A 7488-nucleotide genomic window follows, 5' to 3' on the forward strand; every position below is an offset into this window, starting at 1 on the left:
GGATAGGGGACGTTCATAAGATTATAAGTTTATCAAATTTCCCAACAACCAACCACGCTCCGCCACCAACTTTTCCCCGCGATTCACGGCTTGGCTTACCGCCGGCTGACTGATCCCGAGCCGGCGGGCAAGCGCGGTTGCCGTATAGCCAAGCTCCCGCACCGCCCAGTAACAAAACAGACTGCGCGCCCGCACCTTCTCGGGTTGTTTTCCCGCCATCTGAACCAGTGAGGAATTAATGTTCAGCAGTCCGGCAACCAGAGCGGCCAACTGATCCAGATCAAAACCGGCCGCTTGATAGCGTTGAGGGGCGGTCAATTGTTTTTTCGCCTTGTCCAGGATCAACTGGACGAAATTACCATTGCCGAGAATCCGCTTGTCGCTCACCATCTGATAATCACTCGCATCTTTTGTCTGGCCTTGCGGTCCAGCCAGACTGCGGGCCAAACCACCACCGACGAGATCGGAACGTTTGCCCTGAGCCGCACCATCGACAATGAAAGAAGTATAAAGTTCACGGGCCGCAGTCCGTCCTTTCGCGAAAAACGACAAAACCTCATCAACCGTGATAATCCTTTGTTCAGATAGCCCCAGCAATTGAGCGTGACCGCATGCGGAATAATCGGACAACGCCTCAACTGATTGCACCAGACCTGCTCTGAGGGGATTTAAATGAATGTAGCGCAACAGTTCCAGCAGGTAAAGATCATCCTGGCAGATGATCGATTTGTAACGGTTCTGAAACAGGTGGCCGTAGCGTTTATGGCGATGATTGAATGCTATGGCATAACCGGTCAGCAAGCGACGCATCACAGTACTCAACGGCGTTGTTCCGGTACGCAGCAGCAGATGAAAGTGATTGGGGATCAAGGCCCAGGCATAGCAGGTTGTCTCGGTTTCGCTGAGGATGGTACTCAGGCGATTGAGAAAATCGTCACGGTCGTCATCATCGGTAAAGATACGTCGGCGTTCGATACCACGACAGATGATATGATGCAGGGTATCGGGTGCATCTATGCGAGGTTGACGGGACATAGTGAAAGTATGGCAGAAAGAAGGAGAGCCGTCAAGAAACAAATAATCTTATGAACGTCCCCACCTTCCCACCTTCCCGCCTTCCATGAAGGTATGGTCTGGCCAAAGAAAATGACCCTGCCAACTATGTTTGCAGGAAGAGGTAATTGACGATAGTTCTATTATCTGTTAAAGATGCACCAATTCTTATTGTAGAGCAGGGGAGAACATGCACGAAATAATTCAGCAGATTGCGATTATGGCCGTGCCGGTGCTTATGGCGGTAACTTTTCATGAAGTGGCTCATGGTTATGTGGCTGATTTATTCGGAGATCATACGGCCCGGGATGCCGGTCGTCTGACCCTTAATCCACTGAAACATCTGGATCTTTTTGGAACCGCGGTTTTTTTCATCACTCGGATTATCGGTTGGGCAAAACCGGTTCCCATTAATCCGAGCAACCTGGCCAATCCCCGGCAGAATATGCTGTGGATTGCCGCCGCTGGACCAGCGGCAAATTTCCTGCTGGCTGCAACCAGCGCCATTATCTATCATCTGCTTACTTTTGTTTCCCTGTCATTTATGGGGCCACTGATAGTTTCAAAGGTGATCCTGCCCCTGACCATGATGGTGAAAGTCAGTGTCATTATCAATCTGGCCCTGGGGTTTTTTAACCTGATTCCAATTCCACCATTGGATGGTAGTAAAATTTTGTCAAATCTGCTGCCTCCCGGACCATCCATGCTCATGGCCCGCATCGAACCATACGGTTTTATAATTCTGCTGCTGCTGGTATTCAGTAATGCCCTCAACCTGTTTATTATCCCGCTTATTTCTTTCTTTTCCCAAATGATGATTGGGGTAGGCTTGGGTTAGCGCAGGTTGAAAATAATATTAATAACAGTATTTTATTTGTCTATACATAAAGTACAAGTAGAGGTATTCCTTAGATGGTAAATGAAAAAAAACGGGTAGTATCCGGGATGCGAACCACCGGCAAGCTTCATCTGGGCCATTTCCATGGGGTGTTGACTAACTGGCTGGATTTTCAACAGCAATATGATTGTTTCTTTTTTGCTGCTGACTGGCATGCGTTGACCAGCGAATTTCAGCATCCGGAAATTGTCGGGGACAGTATGCAGGATTTATTTCTGGACTGGTTAAGTGTTGGTATTGATCCGGATAAGGTAACTTTTTTTATTCAGTCCAAGATCAAAGAGCATGCGGAATTGCACTTACTGCTCTCCATGATTACACCGCTTTCATGGCTGTTGCGCAATCCAACCTTTAAAGACAGCCAGAATGAAAATGAAATCAGGAATGATGACTTGGCGACCTATGGATTTTTAGGGTATCCGGTGCTGCAGGCGGCTGACATTATCATCTACCGTTCACACTTGGTTCCCATTGGGGTAGATCAGCTGCCTCACGTGGAGTTGACCCGGGAAATTACCCGCAGGTTCAATTATCTCTATGGCGATACCTTCCCGGTTCCTAAACCCATTTTGACCGAGGTTCCCAAACTCATGGGTCTGGATGGCCGTAAAATGAGCAAAAGTTACAACAATGCCATCTATCTGGCCGATGATGAAGAAACCATCAGAAAAAAAGTGAGTCAGATGGTTACGGATATTCAGCGGGCCAGGCGGAAAGATCCGGGAGATCCTGAAGTATGCAATCTTTTTCCTCTCCATCCATTGTATTCCAGTGCGGAGGAGGTGGAGCGGATTAAGCGGGAATGCCCCCGGGCTGAAATCGGCTGTGTTGAGTGCAAAAAAATTCTGACGCAGAACCTGCTGGTAAAGCTGGCCACAGTGCGGGAAAAACGTCGCTATTATGAAAATCATCCGTCGTTGCTGCAGGAAATTATCGAAAACGGAAATTCACGGGCCCGTGGTATTGCCTCCGCAACCATGGAGCAGGTACGTGAACATATGAAAATCTGAGAAAAAAGGCCTGGAAAGAATTCCATGAATGAACCCGCTTTTTTTCCTCCCGCCCATCAGCGGGCTCTTTATGCCGTATTGGAAGAACAGTTTTATGTGCTTCTTGACAGCTTTGAAGGGCCGCTGGACCTCTTGCTTTTCCTGGTGAAAAAAAATCGCGTGTCCATTGAAAACATGCCTGTTGTTTCCATCGCCAGGCAATATCTGGCCTACCTGGAATTGATGGAGGAGATGAATCTGTCCATTGCTTCAGAGTATCTGCTGATGGCGGCCACCCTGATTCAAATAAAATCACGGATACTCCTGCGGCAGCAAGCGGAGGATGAAGACTCTCTGGATGAGCAGGGTGAAGATCCCCGGGAAGAGATTATCGCCCGGCTGCAGGCTTATGAACTATATAAAAAAGGGGCTGAATACCTGGCGCGGCAGCCACTGAACGGCTGGGACTGCTTTTCGCCGGGGGAGTCAGGCTTGCAGGATCTTCTGGAGGATGAATCCCGGGTTGATGTATCGGTTGAAGAACGGTACGCTGTCAGCATGAACGATTTACTGGCAGCCTTTCTTCAGTTGTATGAACGCCGGAAAGCTGACCAGGAACGTCATGAAATTGTCCGGGATTTGATAAATATAGATGAAATATGCTGCCGGGTCAATGAAACTTTGAGCCGTCAGGTGGTGATTAGCTTTTCTGAGCTGGTGGAGCGGTTCAGTGCTGATACTTCTTTACTGATTGTCCTTTTTCTGGCCTTGCTGGAATTGGTACGTCAGAAAAGAGTTGCAATCAATCAGGAAACTCCTTTGGAACCGCTTATCATAACTGCCGGAGCCTCAGAGGTAGCTAATGTCCAGTGAATTGCCGAAAATCAAAGATGTGTTGGAAAGTCTGCTGCTGATTTCAGGTGAGCCGGTGAATCTTCATGATGTTCAGGAACTGCTGGAAATTGAAGATGGAGATTTATTTGACGAAGCTGTGACTCAACTGGAGGATGAATACCGCCTGCGTGATCGGGGATTTTTTCTCCAGCGCATTGGTGCCGGGATTCGTTTTGTTACCAAACAGGAGAATGCCTCCTGGATCAGAAAATTTAAAGCGGGAAAGCCAGTCAGATTCAGCAAGGCGGCGCTGGAAACCCTGGCAATTATTGCCTACCGCCAGCCTATTACCAGGCCTGAAATTGAAGCAATCAGGGGAGTTGACGCATCAGGCGTTCTCCGTCTTCTGCTGGTAAAAGAATTGATTGCGATCAAAGGACGGAAAGAGGTGGTTGGTGCGCCGCTTCTTTATGTGACTACGGATAAATTCCTCCAGATATTCAACCTCACCAGTTTATCCAGCTTGCCTGATATCAATTCCTTTGGCGATCTATATCCCAATATAGAGTTGCCTCTGCTGGACGGACAGTAATTGGACGGTGGGTATGATGATGGCAGAAAGACTGCAGAAAGTTATAGCCGCCCGGGGATTTGCTTCCCGCCGGCAGGCGGAGGTAATGATTACCCAGGGACGGGTTAAGGTCAACGGGATATTGGTTACTGAATTAGGGACCAAGGTTGATCCCCTGACTGCAGAACTCCAGGTGGACGGAAAATTATTGTCTGCCGGAAAAGAACCGCTTTATCTGTTGCTATACAAGCCAATCGGGTATGTGACCACCATGAGCGATCCCCAGCAGCGACCAATTGTCAGTGATTTGCTGACCGGGGTTGATGCCAGACTTTATCCGGTTGGCCGGCTTGATTATTATTCATCCGGTTTATTGCTTTGCACAAATGACGGTGAACTGGCTCACCGGATGATGCATCCACGGTACAAATTGACAAAACATTACCGGGTGACGGTTACCGGCCATATATCTGATGCAGACCTTAAGCGTCTTCGTGAAGGCATGGAGCTTGACGATGGTTTTTCAAAACCTGAGCAGGTTGCCATCAAGAAATTCACCGCAAAAACGACAGAGCTTGAAATTGTTCTGCGGGAAGGAAGAAACCGCCAGGTCAGGAGAATGCTGGCGGTAGTGAATTATCCGGTGCAGAAACTGGTCCGGACTCAAATAGGATTTTTACGTTTAGGTAGTCTGCCCAAAGGGAAATATCGTTTCCTGCAACCCCATGAAGTGACAAGGCTTCGTCGATTAGTTGGCCTCTCATGAAAATGATCTTTTATCTTAAACGTCTGATAATGAATATTATGTTAACTTTGCTAAAAACGGTCATAGAATGAAGAAATTCATTGCTGTTGCCGGAAATATGGGTTCAGGTAAATCGAAACTGGTGGAATTTCTCTGTTCCTACTACCCCCTGACTCCTTATTATGAACAGTATGAAAACAACCCGTACCTGAAAGAATTTTATCAGGATATGAAATTTTGGTCTTTTAAATCGCAGATATTTTTTCTGACCCAGAAATTTAAAAGTCATTTAAAACTGGTCCATGTAAATAATTCCGTGGTTCAGGATCGGACAATTTATGAAGATGCTGAAATATTTGCCCGTAATCTCTACCGATCACGATTAATGAGAAAAAAAGATTTTGACACCTACTACGACCTCTATACCTCGCTTCTGAATACTCTGCCATCTCCTGACTTACTGATTTACCTTCGCTGTTCGAACCGAACAATCAGAAAACGAATCAAATACCGTGGCCGCCCTTATGAGCAGAATATTAAATCGCGTTACTTAAACCGACTCAATCAATTATATGAAGACTGGATAGAAAATTATCGTCTTTCTGAAGTGGCAGTTATTGACACCGACCAGCTTGATTATATTAATAATCTGGTTGATATGGTTGATGTTCGACAGGTCATTGAAAAATACATCTAGCCTACCTTGAAAAATGACCTTTTTGCTCGATTACTGCGTTAGACTCAAATTATAATCCTCAAAATATGACATATATTCCTGCGGTTATAATTTTCGCCTGCCTTGTACTTAAACAAAAATTCTAATTTCAAGACAGCCTAAAATTATTTACCGACAAATGTTGTCAAGGAAGGTTTGGGAACTGAAAAGATTCTTGACAATGCGATGCTAATCCAGTACTAAAGGCTGCTCGCAATATTTAAATTCAAGGAGGTTTTTTCGATGATTTGTCAGACTGTACGCAAAGGACATGAATGTTTTTTGATGAAATCCGCCGGGTGCTCAGCTAAACATGGTGAGTGCTATCCAATAATTGATAAATGTAAGGGTTGCGCCAAGATAATCGATATTGAAGGCCAGGGATATTGCCTGACTTATCCCTACCCAGAGGCTAAGTGGCAGGGCGGTATCTGTGTTATGGCTACCCATGTTAAACGTAACGTCGAAGAGATTAAGCAGAAGATCAACCCGTTGAAGGCATCAAAAAGAGGTGCAAATCGTTAATTGCTGATTGGATTGTGTGGCATTATTATACCCGATTACTCCATAAAAGGCAGAGCGTAAGCATCTGCCTTTTCTTTTGATTTTTGGCAGGACCTATCATGAAGGTTACCGGTGGCAATCGTCGTGGACTTGTTTTGGAGGTTGCCAATATCCCACAGCTCAGGCCGACAAAGGCAATGGTTCGTGAGGCAATTTTTTCAGTGATCGGAATTGAACAGATCAGGGATGCCCTGGTTGCGGACCTGTTTGCCGGCAGTGGCATCATGGCCATCGAAGCCTTAAGCCGCGGAGCAAAAGCTGCCTGGTGTGTTGACAATGCGGCTGCCAGCTGCCGGCTGATTGAGAAGAACCTGGAAAAATCCCGTTTTCAGGAATTGTGCCGGGTGATAAATTTTACGGTTGCCCGGTTTATACAGGGAAAAAGTGTTCAGTCACAATGTTTTGATCTTATCTTTATGGATCCGCCCTACAATTCCCCTGAACGTAATAGATCTATAGAATTGATCGCTGCAGATGGAATTTTATCCCCTTCAGGAATCTTAATTGTTGAGCATGATTATCGCGATGTTATAAAAGTATCCTTACCGCTGGTAATCTGGAAACAAAAGAGATATGGTAAAAGCTCTGTAACTTTTATAATTTGTCAAAACAAGGAATGAATCAACATGGCCTGCACTAAAATTGCTATTTATCCCGGTTCATTTGATCCGGTTACCAACGGACATATTGACCTTATCGCTCGGGGAGCTAAAGTTTTTGATGAACTCTATGTGGCGGTTGCCTGCAACCAGGACAAAAACACCCTTTTCACTGTTCGCGAACGAATGGAAATGATTGAGGAAATATTCTCCGATAATCCACGGATAAAAGTATCAACCTTTGACGGGTTGTTGATCAACTACGTTCAGGAAATGAATGCCCACGCCATTATCCGCGGTTTGCGGGCGGTATCTGATTTTGAATATGAATTTCAGATGGCTTTAATGAATCGCAATCTTGCCCCTTCAGTTGAAACTTTTTTTATGATGTCCAAAGATACCTATATGTATGTCAGTTCGCGGATTGTCAAAGAGCTGGCATCCCTGGGCGGGACGGTCTCCGATTTGGTACATCCCCTGATAGAAGAGAGAATAAGGAAAAAATATCCCTTGATTTAAT

The 7488-nt window shown here is 45.9% G+C and carries 10 protein-coding genes; 9 read left to right on the forward strand and 1 reads right to left on the reverse strand.

Annotated features, from left to right (window positions below; genetic code table 11):
- Positions 1-21 precede the first annotated feature (21 nt).
- On the reverse strand, positions 22-1035 hold the full coding sequence (locus tag U9P07_04845; protein MEA2108729.1) for a transposase: 1014 nt from the start codon (positions 1033-1035) through the stop codon (positions 22-24).
- A gap of 208 nt (positions 1036-1243) precedes the next feature.
- Between U9P07_04845 and U9P07_04850 the strand changes: the two genes are divergently transcribed.
- The 9 genes from U9P07_04850 (at position 1244) to coaD (ending at position 7487) form a co-directional block, all read left to right on the forward strand.
- Complete coding sequence (locus tag U9P07_04850; GenBank protein MEA2108730.1) at positions 1244-1891, forward strand: site-2 protease family protein; 648 nt, start codon at positions 1244-1246, stop codon at positions 1889-1891.
- A 74-nt stretch (positions 1892-1965) separates the two neighbouring features.
- On the forward strand, positions 1966-2961 hold the full coding sequence (gene trpS, locus U9P07_04855; protein MEA2108731.1) for a tryptophan--tRNA ligase: 996 nt from the start codon (positions 1966-1968) through the stop codon (positions 2959-2961).
- Positions 2962-2985: 24 nt separating this feature from the next.
- Positions 2986-3813: a segregation/condensation protein A gene (locus U9P07_04860; protein MEA2108732.1), complete on the forward strand. Its 828-nt coding sequence runs from the start codon at positions 2986-2988 to the stop codon at positions 3811-3813.
- Entirely contained in the window at positions 3803-4366 is a 564-nt protein-coding gene (gene scpB / locus U9P07_04865; protein ID MEA2108733.1) for an SMC-Scp complex subunit ScpB, read from the forward strand. The genes U9P07_04860 and scpB overlap by 11 nt, the downstream gene beginning before the upstream one ends.
- 13 nt (positions 4367-4379) lie before the next feature.
- Positions 4380-5111, forward strand: coding sequence for a pseudouridine synthase (locus U9P07_04870; protein ID MEA2108734.1), 732 nt, complete (start codon positions 4380-4382; stop codon positions 5109-5111).
- A gap of 67 nt (positions 5112-5178) precedes the next feature.
- On the forward strand, positions 5179-5787 hold the full coding sequence (locus tag U9P07_04875) for a deoxynucleoside kinase (protein ID MEA2108735.1): 609 nt from the start codon (positions 5179-5181) through the stop codon (positions 5785-5787).
- A gap of 261 nt (positions 5788-6048) precedes the next feature.
- Entirely contained in the window at positions 6049-6330 is a 282-nt protein-coding gene (locus U9P07_04880; GenBank protein MEA2108736.1) for a PxxKW family cysteine-rich protein, read from the forward strand.
- Positions 6331-6428: 98 nt separating this feature from the next.
- Positions 6429-6989, forward strand: a complete 561-nt coding sequence (rsmD, locus tag U9P07_04885; protein ID MEA2108737.1) for a 16S rRNA (guanine(966)-N(2))-methyltransferase RsmD — start codon at positions 6429-6431, stop codon at positions 6987-6989.
- A gap of 6 nt (positions 6990-6995) precedes the next feature.
- On the forward strand, positions 6996-7487 hold the full coding sequence (gene coaD / locus U9P07_04890) for a pantetheine-phosphate adenylyltransferase (protein MEA2108738.1): 492 nt from the start codon (positions 6996-6998) through the stop codon (positions 7485-7487).
- Position 7488 lies beyond the last annotated feature (1 nt).

Source organism: Pseudomonadota bacterium (assembly GCA_034660915.1).
Taxonomy (GTDB): domain Bacteria; phylum Desulfobacterota; class Anaeroferrophillalia; order Anaeroferrophillales; family Anaeroferrophillaceae; genus DQWO01.